Origin of the sequence: Caulobacter sp. DWR3-1-2, assembly GCF_049896225.1 — a bacterium.
In the GTDB taxonomy this organism is placed as follows: Bacteria; Pseudomonadota; Alphaproteobacteria; order Caulobacterales; family Caulobacteraceae; genus Caulobacter.
Genome location: NZ_JAFCTW010000014.1, coordinates 97,006 through 123,470, shown reverse-complemented (window position 1 = coordinate 123,470; position 26,465 = coordinate 97,006). Strand labels below are relative to the sequence as shown.

The following is a 26,465-nucleotide window of genomic DNA, read 5'->3' as shown; positions in this document are numbered from 1 at the left end:
TCTGACGATGTCAAGGACGGCGCGAAGCGCCGCCGCGACGCGGCCGCCAGAGGCGGTCCTTGACATCGTCAGACGCCAGAGCAAGCTCGCCATCAAGGTTTTAAGGCGCGGCCTCGCCGTTGGCGGGCGGATCGGGAAGGGGCTGAGCGACTTCATATCTCAGCACCATCATTCTCGCCCGAGAGTCAGCCGAGACGGATAGCGGTCCACCTAGAAACGCGCCAACGGCCTTGCGCCGTTGACCTCCGTCGTCCTGAGCCCACTGGAGAAGCGTCTCGAACTCGCTGCGTAGCTCGGCGAAGATCTCGCCGCGATTGGGTCCGGGCGTGAGGATAATCTCCTTGATCACCGCCCGCAACGCCTGGGCCGCTTCGTTGCGCTCCTCGGGCTGGCTGAGCGCTTCGCTGAGCCGTTCGACCTTGCGCCGGTATAGCTCGGCCATGTTGGGGTGAAGATCGGGCACGTCGGCGACGGGTTCGGCGAGCTTGGCCTCCAACCCTTCGACCTCGGCCTCCAGCCCCTTCAGCCGCTCCATGAGCGGGCGGGTATAGCCGCCGTCCTCAATGGCGCTGACGATGCCGGCGATGGACTTGCGGGCCTTCTCCAAGCGTACCACGTCACCCCCGCGCGTGGCGCGGCGCTGATGGTTGAGGCGATTGCTCTCCTCGATAAATGACCGCATGGCCTGGGCGATGGCGTCGGGCGTGACCAGACGCTCTTTGAGCCCCTTGAGAACGCGCTCCTCCAGTCGGTCGCGGACGATGGTGCGGCCATTTGCGCAGCCATTGCCAAGGGCGTTGTTGGAACAGCCAAACCGATTGCCCGACCGCTTGGCGACCGTGCCACCGCAGACACCACAGACGATCAACCCTGACAGCAGGGTCTTAGGCCGCCGCATGGCCGTTAGGGCCGAGCGGTGCTTGGCCATGTTCTCCTCGTAGACGTGGACAAGGCTGGACTGCTTGGCCCGCGCGGCGGCCCACAGCTCATCGCTGACGATCTGGAGGTGCGGCGCCAGGACGTGAACCCACTCGCTCTCAGGGTTGAACCGCAGGGTGATCCGGCCGGTGTCGGGGTGTTTCATCCGGCGACGCCGGTTCCAGATCATCTCGCCGACATAGAACTCGTTGTTGATGATCCCCGAGCCCAAGGCCCGGTTGCCCCGGATCGAGGTGTCGCTCCACCGACCGCCCCACGGCGCGGGCACGCCCTCCGCGTTCAACTCAATGGCGATGCGGCGCGGGCTCTTGCCGGCGGCGTAGTCGCGGAAGATACGCCGAATGACCTGCGCCTCATCGGCGATGATCTCACGCTCGCCGGTTGAGACCCGGCCCGCCTCGTCGATGGTGCGGATGACCTTGTAGCCATAGGCGTTGCCGCAACCGACCTTGCCCGCCTCAACGCGCCCCCGGATACCCCGATGGGTCTTGGCGGCGAGATCCTTGAGGAACAGCGCGTTCATCGTGCCCTTGAGGCCGACATGCAATTCGCTGATCTCGCCCTCTGACAGGGTAATGATCGGCACGCCCGCAAAGCGCAGCCGCTTAAAGGCGGCGGCGATGTCCTCCTGATCCCGACTGAGCCGGTCCAAGGCCTCAGCGACCACCACGTCGAACTTGCCGGCCAGAGCATCGCGGAGCAGCGCCTGAAAGCCGGGACGGAAGATCACCGTCGAACCGGAGATCCCCGCGTCTGAATAGGTCTCGACGACGGGCCAGCCCTGCTTGTCGGCGTGCATTCGGCAGATGCGGAACTGATCATCAATCGAGTGCGGCGACTGCTTGTCGTCGGAGTAGCGGGCATAGAGCGCGACGCGGGACATGATCGAACCTCCAAGCTCTCAGGAATCGCCGTCACCGGCTGGGGCGTTGGCGGCCTCTTGAGCCGCAAGGAATTGCTCGCGAGCCATCTGCCGTCCCAGCAATCGCGCCAGGGTCATGACCACGGCGTCGAACTCGGGAGGGGTGGAAGGCTCATCGTTGGCGGGAATGATCGTCCCTGACGAGGGACGTGGGGCGTCGTCCATGCGGGGCTCCTTGGGGGCAGGAGCCAGAAGCGTTGGGCGCGTCTTGGTATCGGTCAACGCAAGGTCATCAGCCGAAACAAGGGCTTGGATCGAACTGCGGGATACGCCGGGAGGCCCGCCGGATACTGGCGGCGCCTTTGGAAACCGAAAGAGTAAATCGAGATTTTTTCCCACCAGCCCCTCAAGACGCGCCAAACCTGCAACAAACCCGGTGGCGACGCGCAGCATTCTGGGGTTCGCCCCCCAAATCACTGCGGCTCAACCCGCAACGATCCGCTGGGCGCGTAAGCCGCGCCACAGCCGGGACAGTAAGAGCGGGACAGGAACGTCCAAGCCTGTCGCACGAATGGCCAAGCGTCGCCGCGCTCGAAGTCAAGGATGCGATAGGCAATGGCAAGCTGAGCTGAAACGTCCTGAATGGTCTGGGGCGTGAGCTTGCCAAGGGGCTTCAGCGCCTCTTCGCGTACATCGCCAAGACGGCGACATTCGGCGTCGGTGGCGTCCATTTCCGGCCCCATGGGCAAGGCTCGGATCTGAGCTTGCGTGAGCTTGAAGTAGTCGAACTGACGGACTGCCAAGGTCTCAAGCTGCGACCAGCGCGAAGCGAGGCGATCAATCTCTAGGTCCAACGCGATCCAGTTGGCGCACTGCGCGGGAATCTCGGCCGCCCCTACGGGCGCCAATCCCCGCGCAGGCCCCGCCAACGGCAACGCAGCGGTTGCGCCGATCACGGCGCGACGTGAGAAGGCAGGCAGGCGCGTGCTGTCGCCCGTCTTTCGACGCTGGCCCATAGCGTAGGTCCTGATTCAGAGGTTATCGTCACTCTATCAATCCGAATCCTCCATATCAATCAAAAACAACCATACGGCATAAAAAATACCATTCATGCTGACAGGCGCGCAAATTCGAGCTGGACGGGCTCTCTTGGACTGGACTGGCGCTCAGCTGTCCGAAGTCTCGGGCGTGTCGCTCCAAACCATCCGGCGGATGGAGGGCACCGTAGGAACCGGCCGGAGCTCAGTCGCAAATATCGGGTCTATCCGGCGAGCCCTGGAAGACGCTGGGGTGGTTTTCCTGGAGGCTGATGAGGCCAATGGCGTCGGCCCCGGCGTTCGCCTCAAACTAGATCGCGGTTGAGCCGCAGGCGCGGAACGCGCCTGATTCGGCTTAAACCGCTTGCCGAGCCCAAGCCGGGCGGCGAGCGGCCGGTCAAGGGGGCGCGAAGCGCATCGCCGAAGGCGGCGGCAAAGCCGCCCTTGAGGGGGCGATCACCGGCTGGCCCACCCGCCAACAGCAAATGACCCAGAAGCGGACCCTCGCAACTTATCAGAAGGGTGGAAGTCGGCCGTTAGTCACCGTCCGGAAGCGCGCAAGGTTCGAACTCAATACCCACGCCGATCAACTGCTGCCGCACGTCATTGAGGAAGCGCGTAGCCTCATCGTCCGGCTGATACTTCCACACCAATCTGATAAGCGCGGGCTTACCCTCCGCAGACGGCAAGGTTTCGACCAATTGGCCGGAAAGATAAGCGTTCGCGTACGCTTCTACCTTAGCTTCAATGAACGAGAAGTGGTTCGGATCGCGCCATGGAAGGTGGTCGCTGATCAACATCTCGACGCACGAACCGCCTTTACTAAGGCCAAGGCCGTCGATCACGTTTGCATTTTCGACGCTCACTAGGCCCTCATTCGTAGAAAGGCATAGCTTCCCGATAACAGCTGGTGTCCGCAATGGATTTTGGCAATTCCGGATTTGCAGCGATGATGACAACTTGGCCGACGCAGCGGAGACCTGCACGACCCGATGGAGAATGAACTGAAACAAGATAGGGGGGCATTTGAGCCGAGCGACGCTTCAGTCGATGTGCGGTTCGTCAAGGGCAATGAAGGCTTCTCGTCGATCCCTGAAATTGTGGCGCTGTCGGGGTTGAACGAACGGTTTGCGGTCATCCAGGAGACAGCCGTCGAAGGTTGCTCCGACTGGTATTTTGACAAGCTGCTATGGCGATGCCTTGTAACATACCTGGCGGAACGGGGCGGCCAGGTGACCGTACTTGTTCAATGGCGCGGCACCGACGAGGTCCCGATTGACGAATACATCGGGCCTTGGGAGCGGATCGAGCCGCAAGATCAGGAGCCGCCCTGGGCTCTCCTTGTACGCATCGACGGTCGACTAACCCTCTCCATGGTCACGGAATATTGGTGCCTAGTCGGCGGTCCCATTCCCTATCACGACAGCTATACCTATTCGCTATTTAGCCAGCGCGATGTCAGCGAAGAGGTCCTGCTCGCTATCAAAGGGAGCCCTGCTGTCCGTCGATGGCATTTGCAAGAGGATGTCATTGGCGTCTCCCCTGAAAATTCGAGATCGTCGCCGGTAGAGCGATCTCCGCGTTGGTCGTTGATATCGTGGCTTCGGGGGCGGAGAAAAGCGCGCTCGTCAATACTGGGGGCGTGACGTCCAGGGTATCAGATGGGTCGGGTCCAGAAATCAGCCCCGCGCCTGTAAGCGGACCTTGGGCGCGATGCCGGGAGGCGGACGAGACGATAGCTATGCGTGGGGAAACCCGCCGTTTCTTTCCCACAGCCTGTCTTTCTACGACGACGGTTCACCTCCCCTTGAAGCCGCGAGCGTTGCGCGGACCATGGCGGCGCCATGCCCGAATCCGCTCCATTGCTGCCGACCGAAGTCCACCTGATCTGGCTCAAGGGCCAGTTTCAGCGCTGGATACGCTTCGGCCGCATCGCTGATGAGCGCCTGAGCGCCTGATCGACCGTCGCCGCCGCGTCGTCTCCTTCGCCCCTGGCGCGGTCTTCGCCGTCGTCCATTGGGAGGCCGGCCAATACGGCACCACCCTGTCACGGCTCTGGGTCCTGCGAGCGGTTGCCACGGGCGAAGCCTTCGATGCCGTGCCCCTCGTCGCCCCCGGCGCTGGAATCCTGCTGGACCTGAAGACCTGGGTGAAGGTTCAAGCCGCCCTGGTGGTCATCGACGCCATCGAAGCCCAGGGGCTGCGGCCCGAGCGGGTCGCACCTGACCATTGGCGCCACGTTGGCGCACGCATCGCCGTAGCCCAGGCGCCCTCCGCCTATGACCGCGCCCGCCATCGGGCTTGGTTGATGCGCAAGCGCTTGGGCCTAACCGGCGACAACAACCTCTTGGCGGGCGCCGGAGATCCCTCATGAAAGTCGAGACCAAGGTCTATCTGCCGCCTGATATCGCCAAGGCGCTCGATCAACTGGCGGCCCGTACCCGCCGCCCGAAGTCTGAGATCGTCCGTGCGGCGGTAGCCTCGTTCATGTCGCCCGATGGCGCGGAGCGAACGGAAGCAGCCCTGATCCGACGGCTGGACCGAATGAACCGCCACATGGAACGGATCGAACGGGAGACCCAGGTCGGCAACGAGGCTTTGGCGATCTTCATCCGCACTTGGTTCGCCTCCACGCCTCGCCTAAGCGCCCAAGACAACGCCGCCGCTCAGGCTATGGGACGCCAGCGCTATGGCGACTTTCTGGATTTGCTCGCCCGTCGCCTGTCCACGGGCTCGTCGCTGGTTGATCAGGTGTTTGAAACCACGAAGGGCGCCGATGCGCCCGACGCACCGGACTCCCCGGACTGACTCCCCTCAGATCCCCAGGCCGCGACCGCGCCCAAGCTGCCACCTCACCCCGCCGCCGGGCTCCATCATCCCGGCGATCTGCTGGCCCCGATAGCGCTCCAACGCCGGGCGCCAGGGCACAAGGCTGAAGTCATAGTTCCCCTCGATCACCGCGAACTTGCCCGACGCGAGTTGGATGCTGTCGGCGAGCCTTCCCTTCACGGGTTGACCGGCCTCCGGGACACGGAAGGGCAAGTTCTTCTCGTTAGCGAGTTCTGCCCCGACCTTGGCGACCTCCTGCCGCTCCAGGGTGCGCAGCAGATCGGGCTTGGCACGCCATCCGCCGTCGAGCGTCCGCGTGGCGTGGCCCTGCCGCAAGAGAACGCCGCGCCGCCGCTCCAGCGCCCTCTCGACCTCACCGCCAAACCCTTGCGACGCGGCCTCGGGCAGACCCTTGCCGACAAGTTGCCGGTCCAGCCAGGTTGCGCCATCGCTGGTGATCTGGCTCTCAAGGTCCAAGGCCGACAGAAGCCGAACCTGGGCGCGGCGGCCCTGCGACGCGTCGAAGGCCTCGGCGCGGGCCTGGAAGTCGTTCGGGATGTGCCAGATGTCAGTGCCCAGGCGCTCGACCACGTTGGCCCGGCGTAGCGCCTCCAGCCTGCGAACATGGGCTTCGACGAAGTCGTCGGCGTTGGCGCCCGGCGCAAGCCGCATCTCGCCGCTCTCTCGCCGCTGGCGGTGCCCACTGGGGCGATAGACGCCACCGTCCGCGAGCCCTGCGATTGTGCGATCGGCTGGCCGGCTGGTCGGCCGCGCGCCGGTCTCGACGATGGCGCCGAACTTGATCTCGCTGGCGGTGTCGCCATCGACCTCGACGTGACGGACCCGGCCGTCGAGGCCATCGACGATCAGGCCGATGCGGTCGCCCAGTTCATCGACCAGACGCTTGTCGATCACCCGGCCGATCTTCGGTGTTAAGCCCCCGCCATCGGCGTCGATGACCATTGTCTCCAAAGCGCGCGATTGGCCCCGGCGGCTGAGCGCCCGGCTCATGGCCTTGATGATGTCGCCGCGCTCTCCAAGCGCCTGTAAGGTCGGCTCGATGTCCTTGGATAGGGTCCAGACACCCGGCGCGGCCTGTTCGGCTAAGCCCAGGCGCTCGAGGGTCTTCAGTCGGCCAAGTCGTAAGGTTGCTTCGGCCTCGGCCCGGACCTGTCCGGAAGCCGGGCGAAGGTCGAGCGATTGGCTGGCGTCGAGATCCTGGATCATCGCCCGGTCGATGCGGGTCAGGCGTTCGGCCGTGATCTCGGCCTGGAGCTTGCGGGCCACCTCAAGCTCGGTCTCCTGAGCCAGCTCCAGGGTGGCGAGGTTCTCGGCGCGATGGCGCAAGCCGGCGGTGATGTAGTCCTGGGCGATGATCAGGTCTTTGCCACGATCATCGACGCCCCGGATGACGACATGGCTGTGCGGGTGTCCGGTGTTGAAGTGATCGACCGCCACCCAGTCCAGCCGCGTGCCCAGGTCGGTCTGCATCTGTTCCATCAGCTCACGGGTGAAGGATCGCAGATCCGATAGCTCCGCGCCGTCCTCCGGAGCGACGATGAACCGAAAAAAACTGGCGGCGGTCGCCGGCTCCGCGTTCGGTGAAGGCGTTGCTGTCCACGTCATCGGCGCTCGGCCCATAGAGCTTGGCAGGCTCGCCGTCGCGGGCGACACCATCGCGGACGAGATAGAGAAGATGCGCGCCGGCCGCTTGGCTACCGCGCTTGAGGCCGACGATGCGGCCCTTCACGACGACGCGGCGCGAGCGATAGCCGGTGGCGTGTCGCTGGCTGGCTTGATGCTTGAGGCTGTTGGCGGCGTCTTGGCCTCGGCCGATCCGCGAGCAGCGGCCGGGGGCGTTCGGAGCTATGGCCTTGCCGCCGGTCCGCTTCGTGCGGCTCGCGCCGCCACCCGCGCGCTTGGCGACAACACGGCTTAGGCGACCGGCGCGGCCGATCGCCTGTCGGCCGTCACTGTGGATACGGCCGGGACGAATCTCGAAATCCAGCAGGTGGTCGTCCATGGCCAAAGCATGCGCCTGCGGGGCAAGAAATCAACGATTTGGGGCTTGGGGCCGGGTCGTGGCGTTGAAAAAGAAACGCCCGGCAAGTTCGCCAAGACCACCCCCAAAAAGGTGGACCCGGAAAATCCAGTGTGCAGACAATCGCATCGCGCCCACCTGGGCCGGATGCTTCAATCTTGCCTTATGTCCACCCTCCCATGTTCCGCCATTGTTCTCTCGGAGCAAGCCGCTCAAAGGCAAACGCATGACGTACAAGGTGTCGAGGCGACGCCGTGGGCCGCGACGTGCGGCAGGCTTACCCTTTGCTCTGCATGCGCGGAAATAGCTTGACGGTAAAGCCAAGCTGCGCGCGCTATCCGCGCAATGCGTAGTGCAATAATCTTTCTCGACTGGGATACCGCGCGCCGCCTCGGCCCCCGCCCGAGCATCGCAACAAAGGATCTGAAACGCGCTGCTAGGGAGGTAGAAGGAGTCTTCAATGCGCTCCAGCCAGTGGTTGCTGCGCACCTAAAATCAGTCGATGCCAAGACGCCGTTTCGAGTTCGATGGCGCCTCTATCACGGCTGGTACACAGGAACGAGCAAGACTGACGACATGCGCGCAGTGGAACAATATCGCCTGGTAGCACGGTCCACAGTGATCGATCTTGTCTCGTTCGGTGCGGATATCGAAATCGCGGATCGGATGTTATGCGCCGGTCCACGCATGCCACTTTTCGATACGCTTAGATCCCAGATCGACGGCGATCCCGGTGCCCTGCGGCAGAAAATGGTTGATACGGGTCTGGTTGGTGACCTGCTGTGGTCCGTCCGCAGCGCCAAAGACGACATTCATGTCGTGATTGGCGATGACGATGATCTGCTACCCGGAATTTTCATGGCCGATCAGTGGGGCGCGAAAGTTCACATGCTGCGTCGGCAAGCTGGAAGCCGGCATCTAAAGACAGCGGGCCTAGTGACGATCTTACCAGATAGGAATGCAGCTTGATTAACGCTGACAGGTTCGAGCTTGATCTGCGCCCCTTTGCGGATCCGGCGACGGTGGTCGAGGTCATCGCAGGGGATGCGCTCCTGCGTGCCCGCCTATTCCGTGAAGGCGAAGAGCTAAACGTAACCATCGACGTGCAAACGGGGAAGGTAAATACTCGCTCCGAATCCGGCTCGGAGCGCAGTTTTGTCAATTTTAGATCCCTACTTGCCTCAGATTTGTTCGCCGCCGTCAAGACGATGGCGGATAATCAAAAGCGAATACTTTCACAGTCTCTACCTGCACTCTTCATAGAGCCTGAGGGGATTGTGGATGGGGCTCCGCTCAGTCAGAGCGTATTTGAAAACTCCACATCACTTCCCACGCACATAAACGACGAGAAGCCTATCAGGCTAATACTAATTGACGGACCGGCAGGTGTTGGAAAGACATCTACGATCTCACGGCTAGTTTCCAGGCGCGCTATCAACTATGGCAAAGAGGCGTTTGAGCCCCCTATACTGCATGTCGCAAATCGCGGAAGGCGCCTGGTGAGTTTCGACGAGCTTGTTGCTCTTTCAATCCAGCTTGTCCGCGCCAAATTTACGTATGATCAAGTTCCGTCTCTAATTCGCAATGGCGTCATTCAGATAGCTATCGACGGATTTGATGAGCTTGTAGACGCTGATGGTTACGCAGATGCGTGGTCTGTGCTGAAAGATTTCTTAAATGAAGTTGGAAGTGGAGGGCCAATACTCCTTGCCGGACGAGATACGTTCTTCGATCTTGCCGGCTTCAGGGAGAAGTTGGGGGATATATCGTCATACACAGCTATTTCCCACGTCCGCCTTTCATCCATCACCCCAAAATCAGCCAAGGAATGGCTAGTTAGGTCTGGATGGGGTGAAGATGACCTCAAAACAGACCAAGCGCAGGATCTGCTGAAGGAAAATTCATACGCGCTTCGACCCTACTTCCTCAGCGAAATAGCAAAAGTGGGCAAGCTCGAAACACTTTTACAGGAGCTGGTCAATCCACGAGAATATCTCGTCCGTAAATTTATAGAGCGCGAGGCTGGACTAATAGTTCAGAGGGTTCCACTAGAGAAGGAAAAGGCGATCGGCCTTCTCTTGGAGCTTTTCGAGCTCATAGCAATTGAAATGGCTGAAGCGGAAACAGAGGCAGTGGATGTTCCGTTTCTCCAACTGGCCGTCGAAGTCACGTTCGGTAAAGAAATCAAAGACCCCACCGATCTTGCGAAGCTTCGGCATAAGGCCGGATCCTTTGCCTTGATGGACAACGATGCTCGACAAGACTTCCGTAAATTTCCGCATACGGAAATATCCAACCATTTCCTTGCTAGCGCGCTTCTAAAGAGACTCAGAGATGGAGACACGCCGCGCTTTCTTCGAAGAGGTTATCTCGGTTCAGACTTTATGTCGGTTGTGGGCGACACATTCTTCAGCATGGATATCAAGACAGTCACCGAGGTACGGCGACGCCTGATTAATCTCACGCGTAGCGATGTCGGTTTTGAACGATTGACGGAAAATGCCAGCAGTTTGTCCTTGTCTACGCTTGTCGTTAATTCCCTACCGGAACCACTACAGCTAGTTGGGCTTCCAGCTGGCGAGGTGGTTATTTTCGGAACAGCAGGCAATGCCGACCTTACCAATGTCACTATCGCTCGAATGGATGCGCGAGGGGCTGATCTATCAGCAGTAAAGTTTGACAACTGCCGTGTATCAATAATGGTTGTTGATGGCAGCACTGCATTCGGGTCTCAGCCGCCCGCAGTAGATTGCTTGATGGTGGAAGACCTGGGTTCACAGGAAATGCACTACAACCCAGCAGCTATTTCTTCCTGGATTGAGGCGCACAGGCCAACACCTGTGCCTGAGGACGGTAATCGTGAAGCGGTCGAACTTTTAGAGCGCGTGGCGCGGGTGTTTATGCGGCAATTCTACATTAAAGACGAAGCGTCAGAATTTGAAGGTCGTTACCTATCGATGCCATTTTGGCCGGAGATCGAGGCGATCCTTATCGACGCAGATCGATTGCGGCGGAACGATCGCAAGGACGCCGCGGGGCGCCCCTGCGACTTCGTTCATATCGTAGATGCCGGTGCGCTGCTGGCTGCCGCGACAAATGAAGATCAGAGAATATGGCGCCAAGTAGCCAGCATATAGTTGGATGCGATCCACGACCTCTCAGAAAACGGCAGTGAAAACTCCCCGCTAGACTGGATGTTGGAGGAGGCCGTCACTTAAAGTCCTATTCGCGAGCCCACGCGAGAAGGTCCGGCTGCATGGGAACCTGCTCTCCATCGGGCTTGTCGTACAAGCGCGCAAGTTCTTCACACTTCTGAGTATTTTTCGCAAATTGAGCCAAATAGTCGTTGGCATGATTTGCTTCAATATAAGCCGACACTTTGATGAAAACCGGAGCGCACGCCTTACGTGCGGCCGTAGTTACATCTTCATCGGTGCAGTCAGGGGCAAAGCATCGTTTCACTTCGGGATCTTGAAAAACGAAATGCAAGACCACGCGGTTTAGGTGGATGGCCACTAGCGAAGCGCGCGGAGCCGCAGACGCCTTCAGGACGTGCAACTCCTCGTCGACAGCCCTCATAACTCTGACGGCCCGCCAAAGGCGGCCGGTGGATAAGCTGGCGTTGAAGAGATCGGTGTATGGGGGAGCTTCGGTATCTGCCCAAATGGCGCCGATCTCCCGCTTTACCTGCACCGCTAGAGCGATTGAGCGTTCGCTGGCAAGCGCCTGCGTTGCCTCAACGATGCTACATCCGTCATCGCTGCGTGGATCGGATTCGCCGGTCTTGTAAACGTAACGGCGCTTGTCCAGAGCGAAGTCCGTAGCCAGTCGATGCTGCAACGGGTCCATGGCCGCAAACTCGCGGTTTCCAACGGCGTTCTGCAAATTGGCAGCTCTGGTTATCAGGCGGCCGAACTCCGGGGAGGTTTTGGCTAGCGAAATAATCCTCACCGGCACAAACGATTCAGCAAACTCACCCTCTGGATCAACGGAAGATCCCACTATTGTGCCAATGCTCCCGACAGTTTGGGCTCCGTTGACAACACTTACACCTTCGCAATTAAAAATTCCGACTGCGCGACCAGGAGATCCCACCAAACTCTTGTCTACAGAATCGCAAATTACTGTTATGCCATTGTTGAAATACCAGAAATTGCTCGGGCTTTCAGCCAGCGTTCGTTGAATTGCATTATTAACTCCCGAGTTTGTATAGAAAAGTCGAAGGTTTTGGGTGAACAAGAAGCTGCGATGCTCTTTCCACCATTGCGCTACCTCGGTTACATTGGCGCGGCCATAGTAGGCCAAATACGGTTGCTCAATTAGACCCCAATCTTGAAGAGCGACCTGTAATTTAATTTTTGGATCGGTCGTTTCCGATGTGATTAGACCGTAGACGCCCGCTTGGTCGAAGTCGTCGTAGCTGGCGATTTGAACCGCGCCGTTTAGCTCGGTCACGAGGTCTTCGATGGCCTTGACCGCATGAGGTGCCGGCCGCTGGCTCCCCGTATGGATCGTAACAAGCCGCAGACGAATTGGCCGCTCCGAGTAGAGTATTGATCGAATTTCGGATTGCTTGTCGCGGATCCTCTGATCGAAACGTTCGAAACGATCGGCAAGCAGATCTCGTACACCGTTGGCGAACTTGTTTGAGGCGATCTCATTAATGCTGGAATTTCCGACCTTGCTCCACTTCGCCTGTACCAGCAGCAGCGTATCCGTCTTGGTATCGAAATGAATCGCGTCGATACCGCCATCGTTGTAGCCGTCAACAACTGAGTTTGCAGCAACACTAGGCTCTTCGCCAGCCAGGCGCCGCACAGCTAGAGCCGCAAGAGCTCGCGATAAGAAAGCGGCGTCTGCTTGCTCAGCCGGATGCTTGTCATAATCCGAAAGATCGATGTGGCTGCGAAATTGCTGGGTCAGCACGTTCGCAATGCGAGTGATCGTTAGCGAGCTCATTCCACACGATCCCGGTGGGCCGCTTCCTTGGCAAGGCTTAAGTGGCGCTCAGGGGGAACTGTCGCGCCGTCCACCACGGGTGACCGTCAGCTCCGAACCGCTAAAATTGCTAATGCGAGCTGTTGTCGGTTTGGCGAGCGCTCGGCCGTGAGTTTGTCGCCCGGGGTCGCAGCCATTAGTGCAGGCGTGGCATCCAGACCTTCAGATAGTTACCGCGAGTAATTGTCGGTCACGGATGACACCCGCCCTTGTGGCGGGAACCCCTTGTTCAGCCGACAGTGCTCTGCCTTGGCGGGCTGGCGCGCCACACCTCTGCCCTTGCGGCGGACGCAGGGGTTCTCGCCACAAGGGCGGGAATGACGGCTGAAAGATGATGGGCTTGCGGGATCAAAACTGAGACTGGAGCTAAGCCCCCTCAGCGCGTGATCGTCACGCTCAGATGCGGCAGCGCCGCGAGCCAGGTCGAGCCCAGGGCCCAGGCCTGGTCCACAGTCCCATGCACGTCCACCACGCCCCGCAAAGCCGCGATCATGCCGCCCCACACCAGGACGTTGAGCAGCATCATCGTCAGCAGCAACCAGCGCAGGCGGGCGTTGGCGGCGCGGGCCCGGCGGTGGAGGTTGACTGGGCGGGCGTCGAAGGCGGCGGTGGTCATGAGCGGTCTCCAGGGAGCCGGCGCCCGTCGCGGCGAACCGCGCCGGGAATCAGCTGTCGCTACAGGCTTCCCACGCCGCGCGTTCTGGCTGACTGTGACACGACGCCGTGCGACACGGCGCCGCTTCCCTCTGGAGCCGCATGACCGACGCCATCGTCCTCGACCAGGTCAGCAAGACCTATGACGGCGCGGCCGTTCTCCAGCCCACGAGTCTTTCGATCAGGAAAGGCCAGTTCGTGGCCCTGGTCGGCGGGTCGGGGGCCGGCAAGACCACCCTGCTGAAGACGATCAACGGCCTGGTCGCGCTCACCGCCGGCAGGGTGCGCATTGATGGCGCGGCGACCGCCGACCTCGACGGGCCGACCCTGAGGCGGCGCATCGGCTATGTGTTCCAGGAGGTGGGCCTGTTTCCCCACCTGACCGTGGCCGAGAACATCGGCGTCGTCCCCACCCTGCTGGGCTGGGAGCCCGCCAGGATCGCCGAACGCACCACCGAGCTGCTGGCCCTGGTCGACCTGCCGGCCGCCCTCGCCGCGCGCCGCCCCGCCGCCCTGTCCGGCGGCCAGCGCCAGCGAGTGGGCGTCGCCCGGGCCCTGGCGGCCCGGCCGTCGATCCTGCTGATGGACGAGCCGTTCGGGGCGCTGGACTCCGTCACCCGCGTCGCCCTGGCCGACGACGTGCGGCGCCTGCACGACCAGCTCGACCTGACCACCGTGATGGTCACCCACGACATCGCCGAGGCCGCGCTGCTGGCCGACCGCATCGTGGTGATGGCGGGGGGCAAGGTGATCGCCGACGATACGCCGAAGACTTTGCTGGCCGGCCATGCCGACCCGGCCGTCGAGGCCCTGATGCAGGCTCCCCGCCGCCAGGCCGCCCGGATGCGGGAGATCACCGGTGAATAGCGGTCTGCTCTCGCTCCTTCCCGACCGCCTGGCCTGGCACGTGGTGCTGTCGGCCTCGGCCCTTGGGCTCGGCCTGCTCATCGCCCTGCCGCTGGGCGTGCTGGCCGCCCGCAGCCCGCGCCTGCGCTGGCCGGCCCTGGCCCTGGCCGGACTGGTCCAGACCATCCCCAGCCTGGCCCTGCTGGCGCTGTTCTACCCGCTGTTGCTGCTGCTCTCCAACCTGGCCAAGGGGGCGTTCGGCCACGGCTTCTCGGCCTTGGGCTTCCTGCCGTCTCTGCTGGCCCTCACCCTCTATTCCATGCTGCCGATCCTGCGAAACACCGTGGCCGGCCTGACCGGTGTCGAGCCGGCGATCGTCGAGGCGGCGCGCGGCGTCGGCATGACCGACCGCCAGCGGCTGTGGCGCGTCGAGCTGCCCCTGGCTCTGCCGGTGATCATGGCCGGCGTGCGCACGGCGGCGGTGTGGACCATCGGGGCGGCGACCCTGTCGACCCCCGTCGGCCAGACCTCGCTGGGCGACTACATCTTCTCCGGCCTGCAGACCGAGAACTGGGCGATGGTGCTGACGGGCTGTATCGGCTCGGCCGCCCTGGCCATGGCCGTCGATCAACTGCTGGGCCTGGTCGAGCGCGGGGCCGAGCGGCGCGACAAGCGGATCTGGGGCGCGGGCCTGGCGGGCCTGACCATCGGCCTGGTCGCCGCCGTCGCGCCCCTGGCCGCCGACTTCGCGCCTCACCCCTCGACCTATGTGATCGGGGCCAAGAACTTCTCCGAGCAATATATACTGGCCGAGCTGATGGCCGACCGGCTGGAGGGGCATGGGGCGCGGGTCACCCGCAAGATCAACCTCGGCTCGGCCGTCGCCTATCGCGCCTTGGCGGCCGGCGAGATCGACGCCTATGTCGACTATTCCGGCACCCTGTGGGCCAATGTCCTGGGCCGCACCGACAATCCCGGCCGCGCCGCCGTGCTGGATGGCCTGCGCGCCGAGCTGAAGCGCCGCGACGGCGTGGTGCTGCTGGCGCCGCTGGGCTTCGAAAACGCCTACGCCCTGGCCATGCGCCGCGACAAGGCCCAGGCGCTCGGGATCAGGACCCTGGCCGACCTGGCGGCCAAGGCGCCCGACCTGACGATGGGCGGCGACCTGGAGTTCTTCTCGCGCCCCGAATGGGCCAACGTCGAGCGCGTCTACGGCCTGCGGTTCAAGGCCAAGCGCCAGTTCCAGCCCACCTTCATGTACCGCGCCCTGGGCTCGGGCGAGGCCGACGTGATCTCGGCCTTCTCCAGCGACGGGCGCATCGCCGCCGACGGCCTGGTGGTGCTGGGCGACCCCAAGGGCGCTCTGCCGCCCTATGACGCGGTGCTGCTGGTCTCGCCGAGCCGGGCGAACGACGCGCCGCTGCGCAAGGCGCTGGCCGGGCTGGACGGAGCGATCACGGTCGAGGCGATGAGGGCGGCCAATCTCAGCGTTGACCGCGACGACCACAAGAGCTCGCCGACGGAAGCAGCGAGGGCGCTGGAGAAGGGTTTGAGAACGGGACAGCCGTGAACGCCCGGCCGAGTCGGCTAGGGTCCCGACGTTGGTCGGGATAAGCGGAAGGTAGGGGCGCGCAGTTGCCCCCAACGCGCCCTCACGCCGGCCACAGCTCAAGTTTTCCGTGCGAACGACCGCTCACCACCTTGAGACGTTCAGCCAACAGGCGGGCGCCCGACTGGGGGGAATTGTGGCGGTTTGGCGCCGTTGCGCTGCACAGCGATCTGCTCAAAAGCCGCAAACGGCGCCGTCCAAAGGGGCGCCTGAGCCTGCAACGGCGCTGTTGCGGTTCGGTAACGGAACGATCTGTTGCAGAAATTTCAGGTTCGGCGAACAGTCAGTGCGCGGCAATGTCCGTGAGTTCAGTTTGTATTCACGTCCAAAAATAAGAATAGCCTACTTGGGTTGAAGCGTCATGGAGGAGAACACAATCGCGCGTTAAGCGCATGAGGGGGTATAGATGAATAATTACTCGCGGAATATTCTGCTCGCAGGAGTGTCGCTCATTTCGCTTTGCGCGACCGGTGCGGCTTTTGCTGCCAGCGCAAATACTCCGGAGACCCCGGATCCCACCGAAGTCGAAACCGTCATCGTCACGGGCACGCGCACCACCGGCATGAAGGCCGTGGACAGCCCGGCCCCGATCACGGTGCTCGGCAGCGACGTTCTCAAGCGCACGGGCCAGCCGGACATGATCCAGGCCCTTGCCCAGAACGTGCCCTCCTTCAACGCCCAGGCCTTCGGCGGCGACACCGCCGCCCTGACCCTGTCGGCCAAGCTGCGTGGCATCAGTCCCAACCACACCCTGGTTCTGCTGAACGGCAAGCGCCGTCATGGCACGGCCAACCTGGCCGTGCTGGGCGGGGCCTATCAGGGCGGCGCGGCCGCTGATCTTAACTTCATCCCGCTGGCCTCGGTCGACCACATCGAAGTGCTGCTGGAAGGCGCCGCCGCCCAGTACGGCACCGACGCCATCGCCGGCGTCATCAACATCATCCAGAAAAAGGCCACGTCCGGCGGTGAGGTGATCATCAGCGGTGGCGGCTATCAGGACGGCGGCGGAACCACCGGCGACTTCACCGCCAATATCGGCATCGCCCCGACCGAGAAGTCCTATCTGAACCTGACGGGCGAGACCAAGTACCACGGCTACAGCTTCCGCGGCGCCTATGACCCGCGCGTAGTGGATTCGGTCTATAACGCCGGCGCCAACAACAGCCCGGCCAAGAGCTATCCGCAGGTCAAGAACGCCCCCAACTGGCCCTATGTGAATCGCATCGCCGGCGACGCCCAGTACCGCCAGACGGTGCTGGCCTACAACGCCGGCTACGAGATCACCCCGGACATCGAGCTTTACAGCTTCGGCACCATCGGCCGCAAATGGAGCGCGGCCCACGAGAACTATCGCCTGCCCAACGTCGTCAAGGGCAAGATGGCGACTGACATTGCGTTTCCCCTGGGCTTTGACCCCAAGGAGTCGATCACCGAGACCGACTACGCGGTCACCGGCGGCCTCAGCGGCGTGACCAACGCCTGGAACTGGGACATCAGCTCGACCTATGGGAAGGACGACGACTCGGTCAACGTCCTGAACACCGCCAACGCCTCGCTCTATGCCGACACCTCGACCCTGACGACCGCCGGCTACACGCCGCGCAACATCCACGCCGGCGGCTTCATCAACACCCAATGGAGCAACACCCTCGACGTCAGCCATGACTTCGAGGTCGGCATGGCCGGCCCGCTGACCTTCGCGGCGGGCGGCGAATACCGCAAGGAAACCTACGAGATCACGGCCGGGGACAGGGCCACCTATTATGGCGGCGGTTCGCAGTCCTATTTCGGCTTCGCCCCGGTCAACGCCGGCAAGCACAAGCGCAACAACAAGGCGATCTATGCCGACATCGCCCTCAGCCCGATCGCGCCCCTGAAGCTGGACGCCGCTGTCCGCTATGAGGACTTCAGCGACTTTGGCGACACCACCGTGGCCAAGCTGACCGCGCGCTACGACTTCTCGCCGGCCGTCGCCCTGCGCGGCACGGTCAGCAGCGGCTTCCGGGCGCCGACCTTGGCGGAGTCCTACTATTCGGGGATCAATGTCTCGCCCAGCTCGATCAGCGGCCAACTGCCGCCCAACTCGCCCGGCGCCAGCCTGCTGGGCATCAACGGCCTGAAACCGGAAAAGTCGGAAAACTTCAGCATCGGCCTGGTCACGCATCTGGCGCCGAAGCTGACGATCACGCTCGACGCCTATGAGATCAAGATCAAGAACCGCATCGTCAGCTCCGGCACGTTGTACGGCGAGAACATCATCACGGTCGGCGGCGTGAAGGTGACCAACGGCATCGTCTCGCCGGCGGTCATCGCGGCCCTGGCGGCCAACGGCGTCAATGTGGATTCCTCGATCCGCACCAACGCCACCTACAGCGTCGGCGCCAACATGTTCGTCAACGGTCTCGACACCCGCACCCGGGGCGTCGATTTCGTCGGCACCTACTATTCCGACTTCGACACCTGGGGCCGGATCGACTGGACGCTGAGCGGCAGCTACAACAAGACCGAAGTCACCAAGATCGCAGCCAATCCGCCTGGCCTGGATCCGCGCCTGACCCTGTTCGACGCCATCTCGATCGCCAATCTGGAAGACACCTCGCCCAAGTACAAGATCATTGCCGGCGCCTTCTGGAGCCTGGACAAGTGGGCAGTGAACCTGAAGGAAACGGTCTACGGCGAATCCTCGGGCCTGAGCAATGACAGCGGCTCGTCCAACCTGATGAAGACCACGGTCAAGACGGCTCTGATCACCGACCTGGACATCAGCTATGCGCTGCTGGACTCGGTGAAGCTGACGATCGGCGCCAACAACCTGCTCAACCGCTATCCCAACCGGATCAACGGCCTGCTGCGCGAACACTATCTGAAGAACAACAGCAACGGCTACGTGACCCAGTTCCCCTCGTTCTCGCCCTTCGGCATCAACGGCGGCTACTACTACGGCAAGGTCGTCTACAGCTTCTGATCGCTGGACCTGCCCTCGACGGCGGAAGAGCCGGGCCTCGCGCCCGGCTCTTTTCGTTTCGATTCGCTGTTCTCGTTTTTGGTCAAGAGAGTGAAATTTCACTTCGCCCGCTGTTCGCGCAGGCGGCGCTTCCGGCGCCCATGCGCACGGCATAAGCGGGTTTTAAGGACGGCCCGGGGAGTTTCGCATTGCTCCGGCGAGGCGCAAGTTTCGTGATGCGCAAGCTGGGGCGTCCGGTTCGCGGACGATCGATCACAGCACAAGAAAATTTCGGGGGTCGTATGGGTGATCAATCGGTCGCGGCGTCGGGTGGCGTGTTGACGCGGCGGCGGTTTTTCGAGGGTCTCGCGGCCTTCGGCGGCGTTTCGCTGGCCATTGCCGGCATGGACGCCCTGGGTTTCGGCTTCTCCTCGGCCATGGCCGCGCCCCCCACCCTGGAAGGCGACGCGAAGGGGACCAAGGTGGTGGTGCTGGGCGCCGGCCTGGCTGGCATGACCGCCGCCTATGAGCTGACCAAGGCCGGCTACCAGGTGCAGATCATCGAGGCCCGGTCGTTCGCCGGCGGTCGCTGCCAGAGCGCGCGCAAGGGCTTCCAGCACACCGACCTGAACGGCAACGCCCAGACCTGCGACTTCGACGAGGGCCTGTATATCAACCACGGCCCGTGGCGGATTCCGTATCACCACCGCTCGACCCTGCACTACACCAAGCTGTTCGGCGTGCTGCTGGAGAGCTTCGTCAACGACAATGACGCCGCCTATGTCTATTTCGAGAAGGGCGAGGGCCCGTTGAAGGGCAAGCCGGTCCGCAAGGGCCAGATCGCCGCCGACGCCCGCGGCCATGCCGCCGAGATGATCGCCAAGGCCGCCTCCAAGGGCCAGCTCGACGCGCCGATGACGGCCGAGGATCGCGACCTGTTCGTGGCCTACATGATCAATGAAGGCCGGCTGTCGGCCACCGACCTCAGCTACACCGGCGCCGACGGCCGCGGCTTCGACGTCAAGCCCGGGGCCGGCGTCGATCCTGGCCCCGGCAAGGAGTCCACGCCTTACAGCCTGGCCGACATCCTGCATTCCAAGGCCTGGCAGGTGCTGACCTCGGTCGCCGGCTACGAGCAGCAGCGCACCATGCTGCAGCCGATCGGCGGCATGGACCAGATCGCCAAGGGCTTTGAAAAGCGCGTCGGCAGCCTGATCCGCTATTCCTGCGTGGTCGACAAGATCAAGCAGAACGCCAAGGGTGTCACGGTCACCTACACCGACAAGTTCGGCGAGCAGGACACCATCTCGGCCGACTACTGCATCTGCACCATCCCGCTGAGCGTGCTGAAGAACATCGACGCCGACTTTTCCAAGCCGTTCAAGGCCGCCATGTCCGGCGTGGCCTATGCGCCGGTCAACAAGATCGGCCTGCAGATGAAGACCCGGTTCTGGGAAGACAACCACTTCATCTATGGCGGCCACATCTACAACGACATGCCGGGCATCGGCACGATCACCCTGCCGTCCACCGGCTGGCAGAGCCAGAAGGGCGTGCTGCTGGGCTATTACGCCTTCGGCGGCGAGGCGGTGAAGGTCAGCATGAAGAACCCCGCCGACCGCGCGGCCTTCGCCGTGGCCGCCGGCCAGAAGGTGTTCCCCGAATATGCCGAAAACTTCGAGACCGCCTTCTCGTTCAGCTGGCACCTGGCGCAGTTCAATCTGGGCGGCTGGGCCGAGTGGAGCGAGGACGGCCGCAAGGAGTCCTATCCCGTGCTGTGCGAGCCCGACGGCCGCATCTATCTGTCGGGCGAGCACCTGACCTATCTGGGCGGCTGGCAGGCCGGCGCGATCGAATCAGCCTGGCAGCAGATCGGCAAGCTGCATGCCCGGGTGCGCGCGGCATGAGCCGAAGCTATGCCTTGGGAAAACATGGGTTTGGAGATTCCATGAGCCATTCGATCGTCTTGGCTTGCGGCCTCCTGGCCGTGTCGGCCTTCGCTGTCTCGGCGCATGCGGCGACGCCCCAGTCGCTGTTCAACGACAACTGCTCGGCCTGTCACCAGACCACCGGTAAGGGCGTCAAGGGCGCTTTCCCGGCCCTGGCCGGCAACGCCTTCGTGCGGGGCGACGCCGGGCCGGTGATGGCCACCGTCCTGGCCGGCCGGGCGGGCATGCCGTCGTTCAAGGACGACCTCAGCGACGCCGAACTGTCGGGCATCCTGACCTATGTCCGCTCCTCCTGGGGTAACAAGGGCAAGCCGGTGACCCCCGCCGACGTGGCCGCCGCGCGGGTGAAGCTCAAGGCTGTGAAGAAGCCGATCAACCTGCAGGCTCATTGACTATAATTCCGTCTTCCCGGCGAAGGCCGGGACCCAGGTGAAACCCCGTGAGCCGCTCTGGATGAATCTGGGTCCCGGCCTTGCCGGGAAGACGGGTGAGAGTGGCGTCCGAAATTTTCAAAAACGACATCAAGGAAACGACTCATGAAGCGCCTGATCCTCGCCGCTGCCCTGGCCGCACCATTCGTTTTGGGCGTCGCAACCGCCGCCAACGCCCAGGCGGTCCATGTCGGCCCGCCGACCTCGCCGATCTCCAGCGTGGTGGTGGCGCCCGCCGGCTATGAGACGATCTATGTTAGCGGCATGACCCCGCCGGCCCTCGACGCCAAGGGCGACACCGCCCTGCCGGCCACCTTCGGCGACACCAAGACCCAGACCCTGGGCGTACTGACCCGCATCCAGGACGCGCTGAAGGCCCAGGGCGCCGACATGGGCGACGTCGTCATGATGCGCGTCCTGCTAGTCGGCGACCCGGCCAAGGGCGGCAAGATGGACTTTCCGGGCATGATGGAGGCCTACAAGACCTTCTTCGGCACGGCGACCCAGCCCAACAAGCCGGCCCGCATCACCAGCCAGGTGGTGTCACTTGTCGCTGGCGGCATGCTGGTGGAGATCGAGGTCCAGGCGGTGAAGAAGCCGAAATAGAGGGCTTTTCCACAATTCCGCTCATCCCGGCGAATGCCGGGACCCAAATCCCATGGCGTCGAGGATGATTGGAAGAGCTCCGCGCCCGTGGAACCCAGTCTGAGTCCTTCCATCTGGGTCCGGGCATTCGCCGGGATGAGCGGAACGGGAAGAGGCCCTAGCCCTCCCGCAACAGCGCCCCCAACACCTTCAACCCCCGCTCCGCCGCCTCTGGCGCGGCCAGGCTGAAGTTGAGCCGCAAGGTCGAGCTTGCGCCGCCCTGGGCCAGGAAATGGCTCCCCGGCGTGAACAGCACGTTCCGCTCCAGCGCCCGCTTCAGCAGCGCCTCGGTATCCACGCCATCCGCCAGGGTCAGCCAGAAGAACAGCCCGCCCGGCGGGGTGGTCCACGCGGCCCGGTCGCCCAGATGTCGCGTCAGGGCCTCGGCGAAGACGTCGCGCTTTCGCCGGTAGAGGTCCACCACCCGCGCCATCCGCGCCTCACGGTCCGGGTCGGTCAGATATTGCAGCACCATCCATTGGCTCAGTCGGTTGGTGTGCAGGTCGGCCGCCTGTTTCAGGCGCACCAGATAGGGGAACAGGTCTTCCGACGCGGTCAGGAAGCCCAGGCGAAGGCCCGGGGCGACGGTCTTGGAGAACGAGCCCTGGTAGATCCACGACGCCGACTTCAGGTCGGCGCTGACGGGCCGGCGGTCGCAGGGCTCATAGGCCAGGTCGCGATAGGGATCGTCCTCGAACAGGATCACGTCATGGGCGTCGCAGGCCCTCGCCATGGCCAGGCGCTCGGCCGTGGTCCAGCACTGGCCGGTCGGGTTCTGGAAGGTGGGGGTGACGTAGGCGAGGGCGGGGGCCGCCTCGTCCCAACCGGCGGCAGGCGCGGCGCGGTCGAGGATCTCGAACCGCGCGCCGAAGAACCGGAACACCTGCAGGGCAGCCAGATAGGCCGGCGATTCCACGGCCACCCCGACGCCCGGATCGACCACCAGCTTGGCGACGAGATCGATGCCCTGCTGCGAGCCCGACAGCACCAGAATCCGCTCGGCCGGCGCGTCGATCCCCAAAGCCGTCAGTTCCTTGGCGATCTCCCCTCGCAGGTCGGGCTCGCCCTCGGTCGGGCCATATTGCAGAAGGGCTTGCGGCGGGGGCGGCAGGTCTAGCCCCGCGAAGGTCTCGGGCGAGGGCAGGCCGCCGGCGAACGAGATCACCCCCGGTCGCTGGGCCACGCTGAGCATTTCGCGCACCGGCGAGGCGTGCAGGTCGGCCTTCCGCATCGACAAGCGCGCCATGGTTCGTCTCCCCCTCCAGGGTCAATAAGCTTGACCTATCGACAGTCATTGATCGCGTCGACTACTGTGTCAACATGATTGACCTAAACCGCCAGGCCCAGCTGCGGACCGCGATCGAGTCGCTGTACTTCGCCTATCGCGGCTTCACCGACCGCCCCGACCGCATGCTCGAGCGGCGGGGCCTGGGCCGCGTGCATCACCGCATCCTCTACTTCATCGGCCGCCGGCCCGACGTGTCGGTCAAGGGCCTGCTCGACCTGCTGGCCGTCAGCAAGCAGGCGCTGAACGCGCCGCTGCGACAGCTGTTGGAGATGGGGCTCGTCGCGGCCGTGGAGGGGACGGAGGACCGCCGGGTCAAGAACCTGCGGCTTACTGCTGAGGGCCAACGGCTGGAAGCCGAGCTGACCGGCGCCCAGATGAAGCACCTGCAAGCCGCGTTCGACAGTGCAGGCCCGGCGGCGGAGCAGGGATGGCGGGACGTGATGGCGGCGCTGGTCCAGGGCTAGGGCAGACGCACAAAGTACCGGTCAAGCGACCCGATGTTGGCAATCCTTGCCAAATTATGCCAACAATAGCTTGGAGGTCCGCCGTGGCTACAATGAACGTCTCTCTCCCTCACGCGATGAAGGCCTGGGTTGAAGGCCAAACTGACGGGGGGCGCTACAGCAACGCCAGCGACTATGTGCGCGACCTTATCCGGCGCGACCAAGAGCGCGCCGACAAGATCGCCGCTCTGCAGCGCCTTATCGACCAAGCTGAGGAAAGCGGCGTGAGCGCCAATTCGATGAGCGACATCTTAGCCGTGGCGCGAGTGCGGGCTGGCGTGGTCCGTGACCTATAGGCTCAGCCGGAACGCCGAAGACGATGTGATCCAGATCTACGTGACGGGCGTTACGGAATTTGGCGTCGATCAAGCCGAGCGTTACCACGAAGGACTGGAACGCGCCTTCGCCTTCCTCTCCGACTTTCCTCTCGCGGCGCCGGAGCGAGCCGAGCTGAAAGGCTCCATTCGGGTCCATCCCTACAGAAGCCATATCATCATCTATCGTCTGGACGGCGCGGACGTCCTTATCCAACGGGTGCGTCAAGCTGGCGAGGATTGGCTGGGGCGGACGATCTAGTCGATCCGGCGACCTTTCGCCGCGTGCCAGACCGCATGCTGTTAATCCTCCCTAACCCGCTGTTAACCATGACCGGCGAGGATGCCAGCCATCAGTTCCCTTCGCGTGCGCGCGTCAGCAAGAGGCTCTCCGATGACCGGAGCCGAAGTCCTGGATGTCGGCCGCGACGCCATCTGGCTCACCCTGCAGCTCTGCGCGCCGGTGCTGCTGGTGGGGCTGGTGGTGGGTGTGGCCATCGGCCTGTTCCAGGCGTTGACCCAGATTCAGGAGGCCACCCTGGTCTATGCGCCGAAGATCGTGGCGATCTTCGTGTCGCTGCTGCTGTTCCTGCCGCTGATGGGCGCGCTGATGTCGGGCTTCATGCACGAGATCGCCGCCAAGATCGCCGGGATGTAGCTTGGACAGCTACGCCACAGTCCTGCAGATCTATGTGGCCGGCCTGGTCTTCGCCCGGATCGGGGCGATGGTCATGCTGATGCCCGGCGTCGGCGAGACCGTGGTGCCGCCGCGCATCCGCCTGTCGTTCGCCGTTCTGATGGCCATCATCCTGTCGCCGCTGGTCTCGAGCTCCATCACCACCGTGCCCAGCAGCGTCGGCGACGTGGCCGGGGCGGTGATCCACGAGGTGCTGATCGGCCTGATGATCGGCATGGTGCTCAAGCTGTTCGTCAGCTCGCTGACCACGGCCGGCGAGATCATCTCGATCCAGACCACGCTGTCCTTCGCCCAGACCGCCAACCCGGCCGGCGCCCCCAGCAGCACGGCGGTGGCCACCTTCCTGTCGATGCTGGGCCTGGTGCTGATCATGGTCACCGACCTGCATCACCTGTTCATCGGGGCGATGGTCAAGTCGTACGACATCTTCCCGTTCGCCCGGGCCGTGCCGGTCAATGACGCCGCCACCCTGGCCGTGCGCACCGTGGCCGACAGTTTCAAGCTGGGCGTCCAGCTGGCCGCCCCGGTGCTGGTGTTCTCGATCGTCTTCAACCTGGCGACCGGCCTGGTGGGCCGGGTGATGCCGTCGTTCCAGATCTTCTTCGTCACCTCGCCGCTCAGCGTCATCCTGGGCCTCTCCCTGCTGGGCCTGTCGCTCGGCGGCATCGCCATGGTCTGGAGTGATCGCTATCGCGAGCTCCTGGCGGTGTTCAACTAGGGACGCGCCATGGCCGACGAACCCGACGACGCGTCAAAGACCGAAGAGCCAACAGCCAAGAAGCTGTCGGACGCGCGCGCCAAGGGCGACGTTCCCAAATCCGCCGACATCTCGCAGCTGGCCTCGCTGTCGGGCGCTTTTGGGGTGGTCGTCATCGCCGGTGGCTGGTTGACCCGCGACATGGTCAACACCCTGACCCCGTTCTTCGCCCACGCCGGCACCATGGACGTCGAGGGCAGCATCCGGGCCATCGCCAGGACCACGGTGATGGCCGCCTTGCCCGCCGTGATCCTGGTGATGGTGGTGTCGGGCCTGCTGGGCGCGGCGGCCAATGTGGCGCAGTCGGGCTTCATGCTGTCGCCCGACAAGATCAAGCCCGATCTGCAGAAACTGAACATCATCAAGGGCCTGGGCCGGATCTTCGGCCCCGACGGGTTCATGCAGTTCGCCAAGTCGGCCCTGAAATTCATCGTGACCGGGCTGATCGCCTGGTACGTGGTCAAGCCGAACGCCGCCGAGATCCCCAACCTGGTGGGCATGGACGTGGCGGCGATCATCCCGATGTCGCTGAAGCTGTGCGTCAAGCTGTTCTGGATGGTGCTGATCTTCCTGGGGGCCACCGCCGGCTTCGACTGGTTCTGGCAGCGCATCCGCTTCACCAAGCGGATGCGGATGAGCCTGCAGGAGGTCAAGGACGAGATGAAGCAGTCCGAAGGCGACCCGCACATCAAGGGCAAGCAGAAGCAGCTGCGCATGCAGCGCTCGCGCCAGCGGATGATGCAGGCGGTGCCCAAGGCGACCGTGGTGGTCATGAACCCCACCCACTACGCCGTGGCGCTGAAATACGAGCAGGGCGAGAACGCCGCTCCGGTTTGCGTGGCCAAGGGCGTCGACGACCTGGCCCTGCGGATCCGCGCGGTGGCGCAGGACGCCGGCGTCTACATCCTGGAAGACCCGCCCCTGGCCCGCGCCCTCTACGCCACCATGGAGGTCGACGACCAGATCCCGGCCGAGCATTTCGAGGCCGTCGCCAAGGTCATCGGCTTCGTGCTGAACAACAAGCAAGCCAAGGCGCGCAGCTGGGCGGAGTAAGGCGTCGCCCCGACTCATTTCCGTCACGGAATCACGAATCGATGACGGATCGCGCTCCAAGGGTGCGTT

26 protein-coding genes are annotated in these 26,465 nt (G+C 63.3%); 17 read left to right on the top strand and 9 right to left on the bottom strand.

The genetic code is table 11. The features are described 5' to 3' along the window. Positions 1-100: 100 nt before the first annotated feature. The 4 genes from ACP696_RS17810 to ACP696_RS17795 form a co-directional block, all read right to left on the bottom strand. Entirely contained in the window at positions 101-1,822 is a 1,722-nt protein-coding gene (locus ACP696_RS17810; protein ID WP_426014027.1) for a recombinase family protein, read from the bottom strand. Positions 1,823-1,840: 18 nt separating this feature from the next. Beyond that, a complete protein-coding gene (locus tag ACP696_RS17805; RefSeq protein WP_426029599.1) occupies positions 1,841-2,026 on the bottom strand; it encodes a hypothetical protein in 186 nt (61 codons plus the stop codon). 248 nt (positions 2,027-2,274) lie between these two features. Next, complete coding sequence (locus ACP696_RS17800; protein ID WP_426014024.1) at positions 2,275-2,817, bottom strand: hypothetical protein; 543 nt, start codon at positions 2,815-2,817, stop codon at positions 2,275-2,277. Positions 2,818-3,374: 557 nt separating this feature from the next. Further along, positions 3,375-3,704 carry a DUF6572 domain-containing protein gene (locus tag ACP696_RS17795; RefSeq protein ID WP_426014022.1) on the bottom strand — a complete coding sequence of 110 codons (330 nt, stop codon included), beginning with the start codon at positions 3,702-3,704 and terminating at the stop codon, positions 3,375-3,377. A gap of 126 nt (positions 3,705-3,830) precedes the next feature. Between ACP696_RS17795 and ACP696_RS17790 the strand changes: the two genes are divergently transcribed. The 3 genes from ACP696_RS17790 to ACP696_RS17780 all read left to right on the top strand — a co-directional run bounded on the left by ACP696_RS17790 (position 3,831) and on the right by ACP696_RS17780 (position 5,646). Further along, a complete protein-coding gene (locus tag ACP696_RS17790; RefSeq protein ID WP_426014020.1) occupies positions 3,831-4,484 on the top strand; it encodes a hypothetical protein in 654 nt (217 codons plus the stop codon). A 308-nt stretch (positions 4,485-4,792) separates the two neighbouring features. After that, positions 4,793-5,212, top strand: coding sequence for a DUF2840 domain-containing protein (locus tag ACP696_RS17785; protein WP_426014230.1), 420 nt, complete (start codon positions 4,793-4,795; stop codon positions 5,210-5,212). Continuing rightward, complete coding sequence (locus ACP696_RS17780; protein ID WP_426014019.1) at positions 5,209-5,646, top strand: ribbon-helix-helix protein, CopG family; 438 nt, start codon at positions 5,209-5,211, stop codon at positions 5,644-5,646. Before ACP696_RS17785 ends, ACP696_RS17780 begins: the two co-directional genes overlap by 4 nt. Before the next feature lie 6 nt (positions 5,647-5,652). Here ACP696_RS17780 and ACP696_RS17775 read toward each other — a convergent pair whose 3' ends face one another. Beyond that, positions 5,653-7,167, bottom strand: coding sequence for a DUF3363 domain-containing protein (locus ACP696_RS17775; RefSeq protein ID WP_426044111.1), 1,515 nt, complete (start codon positions 7,165-7,167; stop codon positions 5,653-5,655). Between the two features lie 4 nt (positions 7,168-7,171). After that, entirely contained in the window at positions 7,172-7,690 is a 519-nt protein-coding gene (locus ACP696_RS17770; protein WP_426014016.1) for a hypothetical protein, read from the bottom strand. Positions 7,691-8,284: 594 nt separating this feature from the next. Between ACP696_RS17770 and ACP696_RS17765 the strand changes: the two genes are divergently transcribed. Together ACP696_RS17765 and ACP696_RS17760 are read left to right on the top strand one after the other, a co-directional pair. Further along, positions 8,285-8,677, top strand: a complete 393-nt coding sequence (locus ACP696_RS17765; protein WP_426044110.1) for a hypothetical protein — start codon at positions 8,285-8,287, stop codon at positions 8,675-8,677. After that, positions 8,674-10,845 carry a hypothetical protein gene (locus ACP696_RS17760; protein ID WP_426014012.1) on the top strand — a complete coding sequence of 724 codons (2,172 nt, stop codon included), beginning with the start codon at positions 8,674-8,676 and terminating at the stop codon, positions 10,843-10,845. Before ACP696_RS17765 ends, ACP696_RS17760 begins: the two co-directional genes overlap by 4 nt. An 85-nt stretch (positions 10,846-10,930) precedes the next feature. On the opposite strand, the gene ACP696_RS17755 is transcribed toward ACP696_RS17760, so the two are convergent. Next, entirely contained in the window at positions 10,931-12,667 is a 1,737-nt protein-coding gene (locus ACP696_RS17755) for an AIPR family protein (protein ID WP_426014010.1), read from the bottom strand. A 415-nt stretch (positions 12,668-13,082) separates the two neighbouring features. Next, positions 13,083-13,322: a hypothetical protein gene (locus tag ACP696_RS17750; protein WP_426014009.1), complete on the bottom strand. Its 240-nt coding sequence runs from the start codon at positions 13,320-13,322 to the stop codon at positions 13,083-13,085. A 140-nt stretch (positions 13,323-13,462) separates the two neighbouring features. Here ACP696_RS17750 and ACP696_RS17745 point away from each other — a divergent pair, with 140 nt between their 5' ends. From ACP696_RS17745 to ACP696_RS17720, 6 genes are all read left to right on the top strand, one after another. Further along, complete coding sequence (locus ACP696_RS17745; protein WP_426014007.1) at positions 13,463-14,227, top strand: ATP-binding cassette domain-containing protein; 765 nt, start codon at positions 13,463-13,465, stop codon at positions 14,225-14,227. After that, positions 14,220-15,776, top strand: a complete 1,557-nt coding sequence (locus ACP696_RS17740) for a glycine betaine ABC transporter substrate-binding protein (protein ID WP_426014005.1) — start codon at positions 14,220-14,222, stop codon at positions 15,774-15,776. The genes ACP696_RS17745 and ACP696_RS17740 overlap by 8 nt, the downstream gene beginning before the upstream one ends. Positions 15,777-16,257: 481 nt before the next feature. After that, complete coding sequence (locus ACP696_RS17735; protein ID WP_426044109.1) at positions 16,258-18,780, top strand: TonB-dependent receptor plug domain-containing protein; 2,523 nt, start codon at positions 16,258-16,260, stop codon at positions 18,778-18,780. A 281-nt stretch (positions 18,781-19,061) separates the two neighbouring features. After that, a complete protein-coding gene (locus ACP696_RS17730) occupies positions 19,062-20,666 on the top strand; it encodes a flavin monoamine oxidase family protein (RefSeq protein WP_426014001.1) in 1,605 nt (534 codons plus the stop codon). Between the two features lie 41 nt (positions 20,667-20,707). Next, positions 20,708-21,100, top strand: coding sequence for a c-type cytochrome (locus ACP696_RS17725; RefSeq protein ID WP_426013999.1), 393 nt, complete (start codon positions 20,708-20,710; stop codon positions 21,098-21,100). A gap of 144 nt (positions 21,101-21,244) precedes the next feature. Beyond that, positions 21,245-21,745, top strand: a complete 501-nt coding sequence (locus ACP696_RS17720; RefSeq protein WP_426013997.1) for a RidA family protein — start codon at positions 21,245-21,247, stop codon at positions 21,743-21,745. A gap of 157 nt (positions 21,746-21,902) precedes the next feature. Here ACP696_RS17720 and ACP696_RS17715 read toward each other — a convergent pair whose 3' ends face one another. After that, positions 21,903-23,030 (bottom strand): PLP-dependent aminotransferase family protein, encoded by a 1,128-nt coding sequence (locus tag ACP696_RS17715; protein ID WP_426044108.1) that lies wholly within the window; start codon positions 23,028-23,030, stop codon positions 21,903-21,905. A 74-nt stretch (positions 23,031-23,104) separates the two neighbouring features. Here ACP696_RS17715 and ACP696_RS17710 point away from each other — a divergent pair, with 74 nt between their 5' ends. The 6 genes from ACP696_RS17710 to flhB all read left to right on the top strand — a co-directional run bounded on the left by ACP696_RS17710 (position 23,105) and on the right by flhB (position 26,396). Beyond that, the gene (locus ACP696_RS17710; RefSeq protein WP_426013993.1) at positions 23,105-23,536 is read left to right on the top strand and encodes a MarR family winged helix-turn-helix transcriptional regulator; all 432 of its coding nucleotides are present in this window, start codon (positions 23,105-23,107) and stop codon (positions 23,534-23,536) included. A 56-nt stretch (positions 23,537-23,592) separates the two neighbouring features. Next, the gene (locus tag ACP696_RS17705) at positions 23,593-23,871 is read left to right on the top strand and encodes a type II toxin-antitoxin system ParD family antitoxin (protein WP_426013991.1); all 279 of its coding nucleotides are present in this window, start codon (positions 23,593-23,595) and stop codon (positions 23,869-23,871) included. Between the two features lie 25 nt (positions 23,872-23,896). Next, entirely contained in the window at positions 23,897-24,151 is a 255-nt protein-coding gene (locus tag ACP696_RS17700) for a type II toxin-antitoxin system RelE/ParE family toxin (RefSeq protein ID WP_426013989.1), read from the top strand. Positions 24,152-24,283: 132 nt separating this feature from the next. Beyond that, positions 24,284-24,547, top strand: coding sequence for a flagellar biosynthesis protein FliQ (fliQ, locus tag ACP696_RS17695; RefSeq protein ID WP_426013987.1), 264 nt, complete (start codon positions 24,284-24,286; stop codon positions 24,545-24,547). A 1-nt stretch (position 24,548) separates the two neighbouring features. Next, complete coding sequence (fliR, locus tag ACP696_RS17690) at positions 24,549-25,304, top strand: flagellar biosynthetic protein FliR (RefSeq protein ID WP_426013985.1); 756 nt, start codon at positions 24,549-24,551, stop codon at positions 25,302-25,304. 9 nt (positions 25,305-25,313) lie between these two features. Beyond that, entirely contained in the window at positions 25,314-26,396 is a 1,083-nt protein-coding gene (gene flhB / locus ACP696_RS17685) for a flagellar biosynthesis protein FlhB (RefSeq protein WP_426013983.1), read from the top strand. Positions 26,397-26,465: the final 69 nt, after the last annotated feature.